This window comes from Ruegeria sp. BHSC026 (genome assembly GCF_059613065.1).
On the sequence record NZ_JBXWRV010000011.1, the window covers coordinates 88,430 to 103,767 of the forward strand.

General features: G+C 61.5%; 13 protein-coding genes and 1 tRNA gene. 11 read left to right on the forward strand and 3 right to left on the reverse strand.

The window, feature by feature from the left end; genetic code table 11:
* Positions 1-123: 123 nt before the first annotated feature.
* Entirely contained in the window at positions 124-2,415 is a 2,292-nt protein-coding gene (locus AC2FME_RS13885; protein WP_496678415.1) for a hypothetical protein, read from the reverse strand.
* A 645-nt stretch (positions 2,416-3,060) separates the two neighbouring features.
* On the opposite strand from AC2FME_RS13885, the gene AC2FME_RS13890 reads away from it, so the two are divergent.
* Together AC2FME_RS13890 and AC2FME_RS13895 are read left to right on the forward strand one after the other, a co-directional pair.
* Positions 3,061-3,774, forward strand: coding sequence for a helix-turn-helix transcriptional regulator (locus AC2FME_RS13890; protein ID WP_496800735.1), 714 nt, complete (start codon positions 3,061-3,063; stop codon positions 3,772-3,774).
* Positions 3,767-4,264 carry a hypothetical protein gene (locus tag AC2FME_RS13895; protein ID WP_496800736.1) on the forward strand — a complete coding sequence of 166 codons (498 nt, stop codon included), beginning with the start codon at positions 3,767-3,769 and terminating at the stop codon, positions 4,262-4,264. The genes AC2FME_RS13890 and AC2FME_RS13895 overlap by 8 nt, the downstream gene beginning before the upstream one ends.
* A 25-nt stretch (positions 4,265-4,289) precedes the next feature.
* On the opposite strand, the gene AC2FME_RS13900 is transcribed toward AC2FME_RS13895, so the two are convergent.
* Positions 4,290-4,375, reverse strand: a tRNA-Leu gene (locus AC2FME_RS13900).
* A 241-nt stretch (positions 4,376-4,616) separates the two neighbouring features.
* Between AC2FME_RS13900 and AC2FME_RS13905 the strand changes: the two genes are divergently transcribed.
* The 8 genes from AC2FME_RS13905 (at position 4,617) to AC2FME_RS13940 (ending at position 13,892) form a co-directional block, all read left to right on the forward strand.
* Positions 4,617-5,660 (forward strand): pyridoxal-phosphate dependent enzyme, encoded by a 1,044-nt coding sequence (locus tag AC2FME_RS13905; protein WP_496678439.1) that lies wholly within the window; start codon positions 4,617-4,619, stop codon positions 5,658-5,660.
* Positions 5,657-6,802 (forward strand): M24 family metallopeptidase, encoded by a 1,146-nt coding sequence (locus AC2FME_RS13910; RefSeq protein ID WP_496800737.1) that lies wholly within the window; start codon positions 5,657-5,659, stop codon positions 6,800-6,802. The genes AC2FME_RS13905 and AC2FME_RS13910 overlap by 4 nt, the downstream gene beginning before the upstream one ends.
* Positions 6,799-7,515 (forward strand): maleate cis-trans isomerase family protein, encoded by a 717-nt coding sequence (locus AC2FME_RS13915; protein ID WP_496800738.1) that lies wholly within the window; start codon positions 6,799-6,801, stop codon positions 7,513-7,515. Before AC2FME_RS13910 ends, AC2FME_RS13915 begins: the two co-directional genes overlap by 4 nt.
* Positions 7,516-7,644: 129 nt before the next feature.
* The gene (locus tag AC2FME_RS13920) at positions 7,645-8,745 is read left to right on the forward strand and encodes an ABC transporter ATP-binding protein (protein WP_496678447.1); all 1,101 of its coding nucleotides are present in this window, start codon (positions 7,645-7,647) and stop codon (positions 8,743-8,745) included.
* A 100-nt stretch (positions 8,746-8,845) separates the two neighbouring features.
* Positions 8,846-9,940, forward strand: coding sequence for an extracellular solute-binding protein (locus AC2FME_RS13925; RefSeq protein WP_496687336.1), 1,095 nt, complete (start codon positions 8,846-8,848; stop codon positions 9,938-9,940).
* Positions 9,941-10,016: 76 nt separating this feature from the next.
* Complete coding sequence (locus AC2FME_RS13930; protein ID WP_496678450.1) at positions 10,017-11,291, forward strand: ABC transporter permease; 1,275 nt, start codon at positions 10,017-10,019, stop codon at positions 11,289-11,291.
* 5 nt (positions 11,292-11,296) lie between these two features.
* Positions 11,297-12,508 (forward strand): ABC transporter permease, encoded by a 1,212-nt coding sequence (locus AC2FME_RS13935; RefSeq protein ID WP_496800739.1) that lies wholly within the window; start codon positions 11,297-11,299, stop codon positions 12,506-12,508.
* A gap of 163 nt (positions 12,509-12,671) precedes the next feature.
* Positions 12,672-13,892 (forward strand): aminopeptidase P family protein, encoded by a 1,221-nt coding sequence (locus AC2FME_RS13940; RefSeq protein WP_496800740.1) that lies wholly within the window; start codon positions 12,672-12,674, stop codon positions 13,890-13,892.
* Between the two features lie 135 nt (positions 13,893-14,027).
* On the opposite strand, the gene AC2FME_RS13945 is transcribed toward AC2FME_RS13940, so the two are convergent.
* Positions 14,028-14,876, reverse strand: coding sequence for a fumarylacetoacetate hydrolase family protein (locus tag AC2FME_RS13945; protein WP_496800741.1), 849 nt, complete (start codon positions 14,874-14,876; stop codon positions 14,028-14,030).
* On the opposite strand from AC2FME_RS13945, the gene AC2FME_RS13950 reads away from it, so the two are divergent.
* On the forward strand, positions 14,790-15,338 hold a 549-nt coding region (locus tag AC2FME_RS13950), incomplete at its 3' end, for a hypothetical protein (protein ID WP_496800743.1). The two genes, AC2FME_RS13945 and AC2FME_RS13950, sit on opposite strands and share 87 nt — an antisense overlap.

Sequence of the window (15,338 nt, forward strand, 5' to 3'; positions counted from 1 at the left end):
CCCTGTCGCGTTCACCGGCGGAAATTTCCGGTTTCGGCTGTGCTGGGCCGGGGCCGCCTGAACGGCCCCGGCAATGTCGTCAAAACCCAAGGGCCGGTAAAGCGGCCCTCGGCAAAGTTGGCTTTATGCCTCGGTGTCGTCGCTGGCGTAGCTCGAGGTCATCGAGCCGCCGACCATCGTCGTGTCCACCGAGTTGCCAAGCACGTTGGCACCCATGACGATCGACTGGTTGAAGGCCGAGGTATCGACCACCGCAGCCGCCGATGCGTAGGATTCACCGGTGACGATGCCATCGCCGCCGTTGTTGGAACCCCAGGTGCCGCCGTTGCCGGCCGCGCCGCCATCACCCGAATAGGCGCCGGCTGCGCTGCCACCGTTGACGGTGCCGCCCATGGTGTCGCCCGCCGTGGACTGGCCCATGGCATAGCCGCTGGTGCCGCCATTGGCGGCCGATGCGCCACCGGCCCCGCCCGCGCCCGAGCCGGCTGCGCCATCGGCGCTGCCGGATCCGGCCGAGTCGGCGTCGTTGTCCGAGTCGGCTGCGCCACCGTAACCCGCGATGGCTTCGGCCAAGCTGTCGGCCGCGCCGTTCACATCCGAGTCGCCGAAGACGTCCGACGCCCCGCCTGCTCCAGCGGTGTTCGCAGCATCCGCCGATCCTGCGCCGCTGCCGGACGAGCTTGCCGTGGGCGTCGTCGTGCCACCGGCTCCGCCGTCGCCATCCGCAGCCGAAGTCCCGGTACCGGTTCCGGTCGAGGACCCGTCAGCGTCGTTCGTACCACCGGCACCACCATTGGCATTTGCGTTTTGCGAGTTGCTGGCCGCGCCATTCACGTCGCCCGGGCTCTGGTCGATATCCGGCCCGCTGGCACTCTGATCGCCAACACCTTGGGAGTCGGCATCCGCCGCGGAACTGCCGCCGGTACCCGGACCACCCGAGCCCGCGCCGCCGGTTCCGTCACCGCCGTCGCCGTCACCACCGGTGCCGTCACCGCCGGTTCCGTCGCCACCTTCGCCAGCTTCGGCATCAACACCCAGGATCTCTTCCTGCAGCGCCATGATCGCGGCTTCGACCAAGGCCGAGAAGCCACCTTCACCATCGCCGCCGGTGCCATCTCCACCGTCGCCGTCGCCGCCGGTGCCATCTCCACCATCGCCGTCGCCGCCGGTGCCATCACCGCCATCGCCGTCGGCCGAGCTGTCGGAACTGCTGTCAGCCGCGCCTTCCGCGGCATTGCTGCCGGCGGTCGCGTCGTTGGCTTCGGTGTCAGCATCACTGCTGTTCGACGCCGAACCGTCGGCGGCGGCATCGCCGTCACCGCCATCGGCGCCGGAAGCATCGGTCGAGTTGTCGGCATTGCCATCGCCGGTTCCTGTCGAATCCGAATCGCTGTCACCGCCATCGGCATCGCCCGACGCGCTCGCGCCCGACATGCCCATGCCTGCCGCGTGCGAGGTCGAATCGGCGCTTCCACCGTCACCGCCGGTCGAGTCGCCATCGGTGCTGGATGTGCCTGCGTTGTCCGAGCTGGATGCACTGTCGGCAGCACCGCCATCGCCACCGGCACTGTCACCGTCGGCATGCGCACCGGACATTCCAAGACCCATGCTGCCGTTGCTTGCATCACCGGTTGCGCCACCGGTTCCGCCAGCCGCATCACTGTCGGCACTGCCGGTATGACCACCCATCGAAAACGCGTGGCTGCCGCTGGTATCGCCATCCGCCGAGCCACCGTTGTTGGTGCCGCCTGCGCCGGAATCGCCACCGGCCACGGACGAGCCGATGCCCTCTTCGGCATGGGCGTTGCCGCCGGTCGCGCTGCCGTTCTGATAGAACTCGCCGTCATTGGACAGCGAAACCGAATCCAGCGTGTCGTCGTCGCTGAGGTTGGCAAGCTGGTTGTTGATCGACGACATGTCATTGCCCGGACCGTTCAGCGAGATGTCCAGGTTCAGATCGTCGCCTGGATCATAGTTCACATCGCGGCCGCCGGTGATCACATCACCGATCGAGGCCGAGTCCCCGACATCCAGATCAACCTGGTCATCATCGCGCGGGATCCATTCGCCACCGCCGAAGTCGATGTTGATCGCATTGTTGTTGGAGTTCGAGTTGCTGTCGTCACCGCCGTTGGTGTTCTGTTGCTGCTGGGCCTGATCCTGGCCCTGATCCTGGCCCTGACCCTGGTCCTGACCCTGCGAATTGTCATTGTCAGAGGTCTGAGACTGGTCCTGATTGTCCGCATTGTTCGCGGCATTCGAGACATCCTGACCCTGCTGCTGTTGCTGCGCGGTCAGGTCGGCCTCGATGAAAGCTTCCTCGACGGGAATTTCCGCGTTGATCGGAGCGTCCAGATTTTCAACGTTGATTTCGTCGACGGTCGTGACGTTGGTATTGTTAACATTGCGTCGCATTTCAATATCCTTTTTCGGAGCGCCAGACCGCAATTCATCTACAAAACGGCATTCGGCGCGATTGAGTCAAAAATTCGCGTAGTCCCGCCAAATCTGCGCGGATACACGTCTGTGGTGTTTGGATGTCGTGCCCCCCTTTCTCGGCCAAGCCGAATCCGGGACTGCCTTGATGCGCGAAATACTGCGCAGCGCAGTCACGTCTGTATCAGAGCCTCGGTAATTGAGGCGTCGAATAGCCTACATACAAGAGCGCGCATGACTAGCTGGCCGAAAGCACAGTTTCGATCAAGCTTTTGTTTTCATGATGTTTTTCAAGACAGACCCGGTTTTTTTCGTGATCCCGAGACGAACGAAGGACCGAAACGAGGCGTAAATAATTATCCCATTATTTCCCGCGACTTATGCCACAAACCCCACCAAAGATCCTATGCAAAAGTTCTATAAACCCTAATTTGAACAGGCATAAAATGTTGAAAAAACCACTACCTTCTGGTATAAGATATTCATTGAATTTGACTAATCGAATTACGTACGCGCCCGATCGCAAAATATTGTGAAACCGCCTGGTCACTTGGTTTGAGGAGGTAATTTCGAATGCCTTCCGGGAATCTGATTTCAGACACAATTTCTGAAAATGAAGACTTCATGATTGTCTTTCTTGGAAAAGAACTGTTTTTTTCCAACCAAACGCTCAGAAACGTCCAGAACGAATTCGGCGTCGCGGCCCATCGCTTCGAAACCCTGGACGCTTACCTGTCGGAAGCAGAAAAGGCGACCTCTGGGTCCGGCAAGATCCTTGTGGTCGACCAGATCCTTCTTGATGACCTGCTGACCCGCCCCGAAGCCTATGCCGAAGCAGCGCGGTCCGGGTGCCTGGCTTTCGCCTACCGCAAAGAGGAGATGGCGCTGACCCTGTTCAACAACTGGCTCCGCGACACACATGGCCCGATCGGCTATCTTCCCATGAACATCGCTCCGGATGCTTGGCGGGCAATCCTGAGGCTGCTGATGCACGAGGAACTGTACCTTCCCGGCTTTGTCGCGACCTGCATGACCCAACCTGCCGCCCGCTCCGATGCCGACGACAAGCAGAAGCCTCAGGTCTCGGCGCGCTCGACCGGACATGCGCCCGGTGACCTGCTTTCCACCCTGACTCCTCGGGAATTGCAGGTCTTGGAGCTCGTCTCGCAAGGCAAGAGCAACAAGGCAATCGCGGCGCAACTCGGCATCACCGAACACACGGTGAAACTGCATGTCCACAACGTTTCGGGCAAGATCGGAGTCAGCAACCGGACCGCCGCCGCGCATTTCTATTTCGAGGCCGCGCCACAAGCGAACGGAAAGGCCAGCCGTGACTGACAGATTCGAAGAAAAATTCGATCGCCTGATCCTGCTGGTCGGGCGGTTGAACTACATGTGGACGAACACCGAAAGCCTGCTGATACACCTGATCGCGGGGCTGTCGGGCACTTCGAAAGATGTGGCTGTCATCATCTTTCTGACTCTGAACACGACCCGCGCGCGCATCGACCTTGTCGAACGTCTGGCCAAGATGGACGGCCGTCCGGCCGACGTGCGCGACCCCATCCTTTTGCATACCCGACGCCTCGGTCGGTTGTCGGCGATACGCAACCGGTTCAACCACTGCATCTATTCTTTCGATCAGGACAGCGGGAACCCCAAAACAATTCTGATGCGCATCGCCGACCGCAAGACCGACATCAAGCTGGGTCGGGAAGACACCGTCGACGATCAGGCGTTGGCCGACATCGAAGATGTTCTGGCCCAACTGTCTGCCGCCAACAGGGACATCTGGAGCCTGATTTCCAGGCTAGGGTTTCCTGTCTAGGGCAAAAAACAGAGAAACCGGTTGGTGGTGCGGGCGGTGGGACTCGAACCCACACGGCACAAAGGCCTTCGGATTTTAAGTCCGATATGTCTACCATTCCATCACGCCCGCAGACGGCCAGAGGCGCGAAGCACCAGGGCCGAACTGCGGAACACTTACAGCTAACTTGCGGGATTGCAAAGCCCGTGAGGGAAGGGGCACCGTCGGCGGGTTCTCGGCGTAGTGGGTGCATCAACCTTGGCCCCCACCCGAACCCAGCCAGATCGAGGATTTCCGCATATGCAGGCTGAAGTCGCCTTGACAGAACGAACTGCGTCGCATCTCGTCATCCGGAACACGCTGGAAAACCGAGATGCAAGTCGCCAAGAACGAACATAGGGGCGGATCCAAGCTGATACCATCGGCCCCATACCCATCGACCGATCCTGAAAAGGTGTCGGATCTGATCGCCCGGTGTCCGGTCGCGTCCCGCACTCCTCTGGTGGACGGCAGCGCGCTGGCGCCCGTGGCCAGCCTTTGGATCAAGGACGAGCGTGCGCGGATGAATCTTGGGTCGTTCAAAGCCTTGGGCGCAGCCTACGTGATCGCAAGTCACGCGAATGCTGTGTCCGGGCAACCCGACGGCACCACCCTGAATGGGCGCACCTATGTCACCGCCAGCGCCGGCAATCACGGGCTCAGCATGGCGGCCGGTGCGCGCGTCTTCGGCGCCCGGGCCGTCGTCTTCATCGCGGACACGGTACCCGAAAGCTTTGCCGAGCGCCTGCGTGATCAAGGGGCCAGTGTCGTCCGGGCGGGGAATGACTATGCCGCCAGCATGTCCGCCGCCAGCGCTGCCGCGTCGCGGAATGGCTGGACCCTGCTGTCGGACAGTTCTTGGGAGGGATACACCGACCTGCCTCATCTGCTGATGGAGGGCTATCTGCAGATGGCGGTCGAAACGGTCGGGCAATGCCCCGAGGTGCCGACGGTGATCCTTTTGCAGGCCGGGGTCGGCGGCATGGCTGCCGCGGCGGCGGCCTATTTCCGCAAGGTTTGGGGTGATGTCCCCAGGATCGTCGTGGTGGAACCTGACGCCGCGCCTGCCCTTCAGGCAAGTATCGCCGCCGGGCAATGCGTGTTTGCCGACGGCCCGGACAGCATCATGGGGCGGCTGGACTGCAAGGAACCTTCGTTAATCGCACTGAACGGTCTCGCGCGGGATGCTGATGTGTTCCTGACTGTGACGGACGAGGACGTCGTCGCGCAGCTTCCAGCGATGGCGCGGGCCGGGCTTGCAACCACGGCTTCGGGCGGCGCGGGGCTTGCTGCGGTCATGGACGACACAATGCGCTCGGCCCTGGAAATCGGCACCGATGACCGCGTACTATGCATCCTGACCGAGCGACCCGCATGAGGGGGTTCGACCGAACAGAATACCAGGCCCGCACCCAGCGCGCACAACGTCGGATGGCAGAACTCGAGGTCGATGCTCTGCTTCTGACCACGGAGCCCGAAGTCCGGTATTTCTCGGGGTTTCTTACCCGGTTCTGGGAAAGCCCCACGCGTCCATGGTTTCTGGTCATCCCGGCCCAGGGCGACCCTGTCGCCGTGATCCCGTCGATCGGGGCCGCGCTGATGGGGCGAACCTGGATCAAAGACATCCGCACCTGGAGCGCACCCGACCTGTCCGACGACGGCGTATCGCTGTTGGCCGACACGCTGCGCGAAGTCGTGGCCGACAAGGGCCGGATCGGCTGCCCCGACGGGCACGAAACCCATCTGCGCATGCCTCTGTCCGATTTCCGTCGGTTGCAGGACCAAATCGGCCAACGTCGGATCACCGGCGATCACGGTATTCTGCGCGACCTGCGGATGGTTAAATCCGCCACCGAAATCGCCAAGATCCAGACCGCCTGCGCTATAGCCGGACGCGCCTTCGACCGGGTGCCCGAAATTGCATCCGCAGGTGTGCCGCTGGCGCAGGTTTTCCGCGCCTTCCAGATGCTGTGCCTCGAGGAGGGGGCCGATTGGGTGCCGTACCTTGCCGGTGGGGCTGACCATGGCGGCTATGGCGACGTGATCTCGCCCGCGTCCGAGAGCCCCCTGGCGCCAGGGGGCATACTGATGCTGGACACCGGTCTGGTATGGGACGGCTACTTTTGCGATTTCGACCGCAACTGGTCGGTCGGCCCGCCCGAACCGGCCGTCAGCACGGCGCATGCGCGGTTGGTCGACGCGATCGAAGCAGGTTTTGACGCGGCACGGCCCGGAGCGACGGCCGCAGACCTGTTCCAAGCGATGAACGACATTCTGACCGATGGCGGACCCGGCACCCAAGCCGAGCGCCTGGGGCATGGGCTGGGCATGTCCCTGACCGAATGGCCATCGCTGATTCCCACCGACACAACGGTTCTGCGGCCAGGGATGGTGCTGACGCTCGAACCGGGTATCGCCGTCCCGGGCGGGATTCTCGTTCACGAAGAAAACATCGTGATCACCGAGAACGGCGCTCGGTTTCTCAGCCCGCGCGCCGGGCGCGAGGTGCGCCGGATATGACCACATTGCCCTACGCACTCGACGTGGAAGACCACGCCAACCGACCGATGGGCCTGATCGTTCTGCAGGCCGACGAAACCATCGAAGGCGACTTCAGGCGTCTGTTCGCGGAAAGCTCCGCACCGCTTCATGTTGCGCGCATCCCCAGCGGGCTGGAGGTCACGACCCAGACGCTGAGCCGAATGAAGCAGGCCCTGCCGGCGGCCGCGGACCTGTTTCCGAAGGGCCGCGAATACGGCGTTGTGGGCTATGGCTGCACGTCGGCCAGTTCGGTGATCGGATCGGCCGAGGTCGAATCTCTTGTCCGCGGATCCTGCGTCACCCGTTCGGTAACCGACCCACTGCGTGCGACGATCGCCCGCGCTTGCGACTTGGGCGTTTCGCGGTTTGCCCTGTTGTCCCCCTATGTCGAGGAAGTCAGCGACTCGTTGCGAACAGCCTTCTCGACCGCCGGGCTTTCGACCGATGTATTCGGCACTTTCTGCGTGGCAGAAGAGTCGAAAGTGGCGCGGATTTCGTGTTCGTCGATCGTCGAGGCGGCGGTTGCACTTGGGCAAGACAGCGCGGTTGATGCGGTATTTCTGAGTTGCACGAACTTGCGAACCCTGGATGCGATCCCTCACGTTCAGGCCCGCATCCGCAAGCCGGTCCTGTCCAGCAACACGGCGCTTGCATGGCATATGGCACGGCTAAACGATGATCGGTCCCCCTGAAACTCACGGTCGTTTCTGCGTTGGGACGATTAAATTGGTTGCAAGCCGCCGGACGCTACGTTTTAATTTGGTGCAGGATCAATGGAATCCGGGCCAACCGGATCTGGAATTGACGCGACAGGGGGTCTTGTGACCGAAACAACCAGCGACGCCGCGTTTGTCGAATTTCGGCGCGTGCAAAAATCATATGACGGCGAAACGCTCGTCGTGAAAGATCTCAATCTTGCCATGCCGAAAGGCGAATTTCTGACCATGCTGGGCCCGTCGGGCTCGGGCAAGACGACTTGCCTGATGATGCTGGCCGGGTTCGAAACCGCCACCCATGGCGAAATTCTTCTGGGCGGCAAGCCGATCAACAACATTCCGCCGCACAAGCGCGGGATCGGCATGGTGTTCCAAAACTACGCTCTGTTTCCGCATATGACCGTGGCCGAGAACCTCTCGTTCCCGCTTGAAGTGCGCAAGATCGGCAAATCCGAGCGCGAACAGAAGGTGCAGCGGGCGCTGGACATGGTACAGATGGGCGCATTCGGCAATCGCCGGCCGGCGCAGTTGTCGGGGGGCCAACAACAGCGCATCGCCCTGGCGCGGGCGCTCGTGTTTGAGCCGGAACTGGTGCTGATGGACGAGCCGCTGGGCGCGTTGGATAAGCAACTGCGCGAACACATGCAGTTCGAGATTACCCGCCTGGCACACGAGCTGGGCATCACCACGGTCTATGTGACCCATGACCAGACCGAGGCGCTGACGATGTCGGATCGTGTCGCAGTCTTCGATGACGGCCGCATCCAGCAGCTGGCCCCGCCCGATCGACTGTACGAGGAACCGGAAAACAGTTTCGTCGCGCAATTCATCGGCGAAAACAACACCTTGGAAGGTGTGGTGAAGTCCATCAACGGGGACACTTGCATCGTGACCCTGGACGACGGATCGGAAATCGACGCGGTGCCGATCAACGTCCGCCAGCCCGGCGAGCGCACCAAGGTGTCGATCCGGCCCGAGCGGGTCGAGTTCAACAAGGATCGTCTGAGCCCGGACGCGCATACGCTCAAGGCGGTGGTTCGCGAGTTCATCTATATGGGCGACGTATTCCGTTTCCGCATGTCGGTGGCCGGCAATGACGAGTTCATCGTCAAGACCCGCAACGCCCCGGATGCGGTCCGCCTGCAACCCGGCCAGGAGATCGAGATCGGCTGGCTGGCACGAGACTGTCGCGCGCTGGACGCGTGAGCGTCCTGCCGCGCCAGACGGTCAACTTGGAAGGATCGGCCGACGAAAACCCGTGCGTCGGTCGACCAGTGACAACAACGGGGAAAACTGGGAGCTGAACATGAAACCAACAAAATTCCTGCTGTCGGCTGCGGCCGCAGCCATCACGGCCGGCGCGGCTTCGGCCCAGGACATGGCCCTCGTGTCCTGGGGCGGCGCCTATCAGGCATCGCAGCAAAAAGCCTATGCCGAGCCGTACATGGAAATGAACCCGGGCGTGAACATCGTCTGGGATGAAAGCTCGGCCGAGGCCGTGGCCAAGCTGCGCGCCATGAACGAGGCGGGCAACATCACATGGGATGTGGTCGACGTGGTCGCCTCGGACGCCATTCGCCTGTGTGACGAAGGTCTGGCGATGGAAATCGACCCGGACACCCAACTGGCCCCGGCACCCGATGGCACCACAGCATCCGAGGATTTCGGCGACCTGCTGGTCAGTGATTGCTTCATCCCGCAGATCGTCTATTCGACCACCTTCGGCTATCGCACCGATCTGGTCGGCGACACGCCGCCGGACGACATCTGCGACGTGTTCGACCTCGAGGCCTACCCGGGCAAGCGCTCGCTGGAAAAGCGCCCGATCAACAACATGGAATGGGCGCTGCTGTGCGACGGCGTGGCAAAGGACGAAGTTTATGACGTTCTGGCAACCGACGAAGGTCAGGACCGTGCCCTCAAGAAGCTGGACACCATCAAGGACAGCGTCGTGTGGTGGTCAGCCGGGGCTGACACTCCGCAGTTGCTGGCCGATGGCGAGGTCGTCATGGGCTCGACTTACAATGGCCGTCTGTTCAGCCTGATCGAAGAGCAGAAGCAGCCCGTCGCCATGCTGTGGGATGCGCAGGTGTTCGATCTGGACGGCTGGATCATTCCCGCGGGCCTCAGCGACGAGCGTAAGCAGCGCGCGTTGGACTTTATCTACTTCGCGACCGACACGCAGCGTCTGGCGGATCAGGCCAAGTACATCTCGTACGGCCCGGCACGCAAATCGTCGGCCCCGTTGGTCGGTCAACACGCCGAACTGGGCATCGACATGGCGCCGCACATGCCGACCGATCCGAACAACGCCCAGAACACTTTCCTGTACAACTACGAGTTCTGGGCCGACTACCGCGATGACATCGACGCCAAATTCCAGGCGTGGCTGGCGCAGTAAGCGCAGCTTACACAACTAATAACGGTTGGGGCGGCCTGCCGCCCCAACCCGACCCAAGCTAACCCAAGGGGCACGAATGACTGACGCAAGCCAAACCGCAGGGCCAATGCTGGCGGCGGATGGAACGCCACTGAAACAGTCTCTGGCGCGCTCGCTGAGGCGACAGAAACTGCGCGCACTGTTGTTGATTGCCCCCTTGCTGATCTTCGTTCTGGTCTCGTTTATCGTTCCGATCGGCTCGATGCTGTTCCGTTCGGTGGAAAACAGCATCGTCAAGGATACGCTGCCGCTGACCATCGAGGCCTTGCAAAGCTGGGACGAAAAAAGCGGTGAACTGCCGGACGAAAACGTTTACGAAGCCTTTGTCCGCGACATGATCGTCGCGATCGACAACAAGGAACATACCCGTCTTGGCACGCGGTTGAACTATGAAGAGACCGGCATGTCGTCGCTGTTCCGTCGTTCGGGCAGGCAAATCAAAAAGCTGGACCCCGAAACCGACGGGCCGTTCAAGGACAAGCTGATCGACATCCATGATGGCTGGGGTGACGTGAAGACTTGGCAGGTGATCAAGACCCACGCGGTGCCGATCACCAATGGGTATTTCCTGAACGCAATTGACATGCGACGTACCCCCGAAGGTGCGCAGGCTCAACCCGAAGACAAGCGCATTCTGGTAAAACTGTTCGGCCGCACATTGTTCATGTCGCTGGTCATCACCGGCGCCTGCATACTGCTGGCCTATCCAGTCAGTTACCTGCTGGCGACGCTGCCGATGCGCGTGTCGAACATGCTGATGATCCTGGTTCTGCTGCCGTTCTGGACATCGCTTCTGGTGCGAACTTCCGCCTGGAAGGTCATGTTGCAACAACAGGGCGTGATCAATGACACGCTGGTCTGGCTGGGCCTTGTGGCCGATGACGCGCGATTGATCATCATCAACAACCAGATCGGCACGATCATCGCGATGACGCATATCCTGCTGCCGTTCATGATCCTGCCGATGTATTCGGTGATGCAGACGATCCCGCCATCCTACACTCGCGCGGCCAAATCCATGGGCGCGACGAACTGGACCACGTTCTGGCGGATCTATTTCCCGCAGTCCATTCCGGGCATCGGGGCGGGCTCGATCCTCGTGTTCATTCTGGCCATCGGCTATTACATCACACCCGAAATCGTCGGCGGCACCAAGGGCGTCTTCATCTCGAACCGGATCGCCTACCACATCTCGTCGTCGCTGAACTGGGGGCTGGCCGCGGCGCTGGGAACGATCCTGCTGGCGGTGGTTCTGATCCTCTATTGGGTCTATGACAAGATCGTGGGCATCGACAACGTGAAGCTGGGATAATCGACATGGCCGCTCTGACTCCGATTTCGCGCAAACCCCTGTCGATGGTCCTGCCCAGCGTCGCCCTGGCCGGAGCCTTCGCCGGTATCTTTGTCGGCGCGGGCAACGGTTCGGTGCCGACCGGCATGATCGGCGGCGCCATTCTGATCGCCGGGCTTGCCTGGATCTACATCGCGCTGCTGAAGAGCGAGCGGCTGGCCTATTGGATAAACATCCTTGGCTTCGGCTTGGCTGGCTTTCTGTTCGCGGGCATCGCGGGCGGTATTCTGGGTCTGCTGGGCGGCTGGTTCTTTGTCTGGTTCACGTACTGGCTGTACGAGGGCCGGTATCGCCACAAACTGCTGCCTTACCTGACGGCGCAGCAGGTGTTCTATCACTACTTGTTCCGGGTGATCTGCGGCGCGATCTTCGTATTCCTGATCACTCCGATCCTGGTAGTACTGCCATTGTCGTTCAACGCGCAGGACTTCTTTACCTTCACCCCGGAAATGCTGCGACTGGACCCCGAGGGCTACTCGCTGAAGCATTATCAGGACTTCTTTACCAACAACGAATGGCAGCGCAGCTTCAAGAACTCGCTGATCATCGCGCCCATCGCCACGATCATCTCGGTCTCGCTGGGCACGCTGGCCGCCATCGGTCTGAGCCAGTCGCATGTGCCCGGGCGGCGGGCGATCATGGCCATCCTGATTTCGCCGATGATCGTGCCGCTGATCATCTCAGCCACGGGCATGTTCTTCTTCTACAGCGACATCGGGCGGTTCCTCGAGGGCACTCTGGGCATGAACAAGACCTTCGTGGGCTACCTCAAGGTGATCCTGGCCCACGCGGTTCTGGGCATTCCCTTCGTCATCATCACCGTGACCGCCACCCTGGTGGGCTTTGACCGGTCTTTGACGCGGGCCGCCGCGAACATGGGCGCGGGTCCGGTGCGGACCTTCTTCAAGATTCAGATGCCGCTGATCCTGCCCGGTGTGATCTCGGGCGGGCTGTTCGCCTTCATCACCTCGTTCGATGAGGTGGTCGTGGTGCTGTTCGTCGGATCGGCCAGCCAGAAGACCCTGCCCTGGCAGATGTTCACCGGCCTGCGCGAGCAGATCAGCCCCACCATCCTGGCCGTGGCCACGATCCTCGTCGTCATCTCGATCGCGCTGCTGACCACGGTCGAGCTGCTGCGGCGGCGGTCAGAACGTCTGCGCGGGCTGACACCGGCTTGACCGGCGGCATTTGCTGATCTAACGATTTTTCTGTTCACCCTCTGCTGCGATGGCGTCGCAGCACCCAAAGGGGTGATCGGCTCTCGGACCCCGAGACCGCCTGTCCTGTACGCCGGGACATGTGGCCGGGCTTTGCACGTCCGGCAAAGAAACGAGAGAGCACATGACAGACCCTTCAAATCGCCCCGAATTCTTCACCTGCCACAACGGCGACAAGGCGCCCCTGCCCTTCAGCCGGGCCGAGTACGACCGCCGGCTGACCAAACTGCGCGCCATCATGGCGCAGCGGGACATCCCGGTCGTTTTGCTGACCTCGATGCAGAACATCGCCTATTACTCGGGCTTTCTGTACTGTGCCTTCGGCCGGCCCTATGGCTGTGTGGTGACGCAGGACAGCTGCACCACCGTGTCGGCGAATATCGACGCGGGCCAGCCCTGGCGCCGATCGGTCGAGGACAACGTGATCTACACCGACTGGAAGCGCGACAACTACTGGCGCGCCGTAGCCAGCCTGATCGGGAATGCCCGCCGGATCGGCATCGAAAGCGACCACATGACGCTGGCCGCACGCGATACGGCCCTGGCCATGCTGAACCAGCCCGAGCTTGTGGACATCGCCCCCGACACGATGGCCGCGCGGATGGTCAAATCGGCCGAAGAGATCGAGTTGATCAAGGGCGGTGCACGCACGGCGGACGTGGGCGGCGCGGCCATCCATGCCGCGATCCGTGAAGGTGCCACCGAGATCGAGATTGCCATGGCGGGCCGCGACGCGATGGAGATCGAGATCGCCCGCGCCTATCCCGACGCCGAGTACCGCGACACCTGGGTCTGGTTCCAGTCAGGGCTGAACACCGACGGCGCGCACAACCCGGTCACAAAACGGGCGTTGCAGAAAGGCGATATTCTGTCACTCAACACCTTCCCGATGATCTCGGGTTATTACACAGCGCTGGAACGCACCCTGTTCCTGGGCGAGCCCGACGCAGACAGCCTGCGCCTTTGGCAGGCCAATGTCGCTGCCCACGAACTGGGGCTGAGCTTGATCAAACCCGGCGCCACCTGTTCCAGCATCACCGCCGAGATCAATCGGTTCTTCGCCGATCAGGGTCTGCTGCAATACCGCTCGTTCGGATATGGGCATTCCTTCGGCATCCTCAGCCACTATTACGGCCGCGAGGCCGGTCTTGAACTGCGCGAGGACATCGACACGGTGCTCGAGCCGGGCATGGTGGTGTCCATCGAGCCGATGCTGTGGATTCCCGAAGGTCAGCACGGCGCGGGCGGCTATCGCGAGCATGACATCCTGGTGGTGCACGAGGATGGGGCCGAGAACATCACCGGCTTTCCTTACGGACCGGAACACAACATCATCGCAGCGTGACAGCCAAGATCGCCGGCGCGTGAGAAGCGCGCGCCGGCCAAGCCAGTCCGAGAGGGGCCTTTGTTCAGACCGGTTGCGGCGCGCAAGCGTACCCTGCCTGCCGCCCGCGTGCCACGGCGCTGATCCATGCCCGGATCAGTCGTCGCTGCGCACCCTCTGACGCTGATGCCCCAAACCGTCGATCCTCAGTTCCATCACGTCTCCATCCCTCAGGTAGACCGGCTGAGGCTTCATTCCCATCCCGACCCCCGGCGGCGTACCCGTCGAGATCACGTCGCCCGGATGCAGAGTGAACAGTTGGCTCAAATGCTCGATGATCTCGGCCACTGTAAAGATCATGGTCGCCGTGTTTCCGGTTTGCATGCGCTTGCCGTTGACTTCAAGCGCCATTCCCAAGGTCTGCGGGTCGGCGATTTCGTCACGCGTCACCAGCCAGGGGCCGGTCGGTCCGAACGTGTCGCAGGATTTTCCTTTGGTCCACTGCCCGGTCAACTGCATCTGGAAATGGCGCTCGGACACGTCATTGACGATGCAATATCCGGCGACGTGGTCCAGCGCGTTTGCACGGTCAACATATTTGGCCGTCTTGCCGATCACCACGCCCAGCTCGATTTCCCAATCGGTATGCGTCGACCCGCGCGGGATCACCACGTCGTCATAGGGACCGACGATGGCCGAATTTGCCTTGAGGAACAGAATGGGATGTTCGGGAATGGCTGCGCCGGTTTCGGCGGCATGGTCCGAGTAGTTCAGACCAATGCACAGGAATTTTCCGATATTCCCGACGCACGGGCCGATCCGCGGGTTGCCCTCGACCAAAGGGAGGGCCTCGGGGTCCAGGCGGCGCAACCGGGCCAGGCCGGCATCATCCAGAGTGTCCCCCGAGATGTCCGCAACATGCGCCGAAAGATCCCTCAATCTGCCTTCGCCGTCCAAAAGCGCTGGTTTTTCTGCCCCGGCATCTCCGTAGCGTACAAGTTTCATGTGCCCGACCCTCCACCGTCGTTTTTTCTCCCCTCCGCCAAATTGCCGGATAGGATGCGACGCAACCAAAATCACACCTCGAACATGGTGGTCAACCAATTGTCCGGATTGGATCTTCCAAAGCGGATTGAGCCATTCTCCGGCAAGACCCGGGTAGTGACGCATGCTGCAATTTGCAGCGTGCCGATTGTCAACGCGACGGGCAAGACCGCGCTTAATACCTTGAGTGTCGAGGAGATCACTGCCGGTCTGCAAGCCGGCTCGGAGGCAGTGCAGATGTTCCCAAATGGCTTGGCATCAACAAAGCAGGAGGTTGTTGCCAATATGTACAGGGGCTCAGAGAAAAGATCCTGGTGCCCCCACACGGCTGTTCAGGTCTCCCTACAGGCACCGCATCAGCCGAAAGCCTCAGCAAAAACAGGGGTATCAGCATCAGCGAATCCCCGTCAACAGGCACCGCGT